Here is a 1,291-nt window from a genome sequence, read left to right as displayed (position 1 = left end):
GTTTCAGCATTATTACAAGACGAACCTACGATTGAATTTCTAAATGATTTGAAATTCGATGTTGGAACTATAGGAAATCATGAATTTGATGAAGGTGTTGCGGAAATGAACCGCCTTATTTATGGTGGATACCATGAGAAAACAGGGGATTTTAAAGGAGCAAAATTCCCATATGTTGCTGCAAATTTCTATAATAAATCCACGGGTCGTTTATTTTTACCACCATTCACTATAAAAAAGGTACAAGGAGTTCCTGTTGGATTTATCGGAGTCGTAACAACGGATGTTCCTAACCTTGTTATGCCTACTATGCTAAAGAATGTAGAAATTACAGATGAAGTTGAAGCTATTAACAAATCCGTAAAGCAATTAAAAAAACTAGGCGTTAAATCTATCGTTGTTCTTGCACATAACGGAGGTACAACAGATGGGAACGGCGTAACAAATGGTGATATCGTCCGATTAGCAAATCAGACTGATCAAGAAGTCGATGTTATTTTTGGTGGGCATAGCCACACCTATGTAAATGGAACTGTCAATAATAAACTTGTCGTACAAGCAAATTCTTACGGTATGGCTTTTGCTGATGTTGATGTAAAGATTGATCGTAAAACACAAGATATTGTTGAGAAAAAAGCAGAAATTGTTACAACTTACCATGAAGGCATGGAGCCTGATAAAAAAATAAAGAAGAAGATGGAGAAATATCAAGCAAAAATCGCACCTCTTGTCAATGAAGTTGTAGGTAAGTCTATTGCGCCACTAGATCGCAAACTCAATATGGCTGGTGAATCTACTCTTGGAAATTTAGTTGCTGATGCCCAGCGTACAACAATGCAATCCCAAATTGCACTTATGAATCCTGGTGGTATTCGTAATGACTTAGATGCTGGTGATATTATATGGGGAGAGATATATGGTATTCAACCATTCGGAAATCAATTAATAAAAGTAAATTTAACGGGTCAAGACATTCGTGATATTTTAAATCAACAATGGCAAAAAGACATAACAAGAATGCTTCAAATTTCAGGAATCCAATACACTTGGGATGCGAACAAGCCTAATGGAGAAAAAGTAACAAGTATTCGCTTAACAAATGGAGAAGAAATTAATCCTTCTAAAACTTACAGCGTCGTTGCGAACGCATTTCTAGCTTCAGGTGGAGATGGATTTGTATCCTTTAAAAACGGTAAAGATGCTGAAACAGGATCAACTGATTTTGAAGCATTAGTAGATTACATAAAAAAATCAAAAGAACCAATTCAGTCTATTATTGATGGAAGAATTC

The 1,291-nt window shown here is 35.7% G+C and carries 1 protein-coding gene; it reads left to right on the top strand.

Features of this window, described 5'->3' with window-relative positions; all coding sequences use genetic code 11:
• Positions 1–1,291, top strand: a 1,291-nt coding sequence (locus KI369_RS23390; protein WP_212957566.1) for a bifunctional metallophosphatase/5'-nucleotidase, incomplete at both ends; no start/stop codon positions are given.

The sequence above is a fragment of the Bacillus sanguinis genome, assembly GCF_018332475.1.
Taxonomy (GTDB): Bacteria; Bacillota; Bacilli; order Bacillales; family Bacillaceae_G; genus Bacillus_A; species Bacillus_A sanguinis.
The sequence above is the reverse complement of the archived record's forward strand: the minus strand, read 5'-3'. Positions and strand labels throughout refer to the sequence as shown.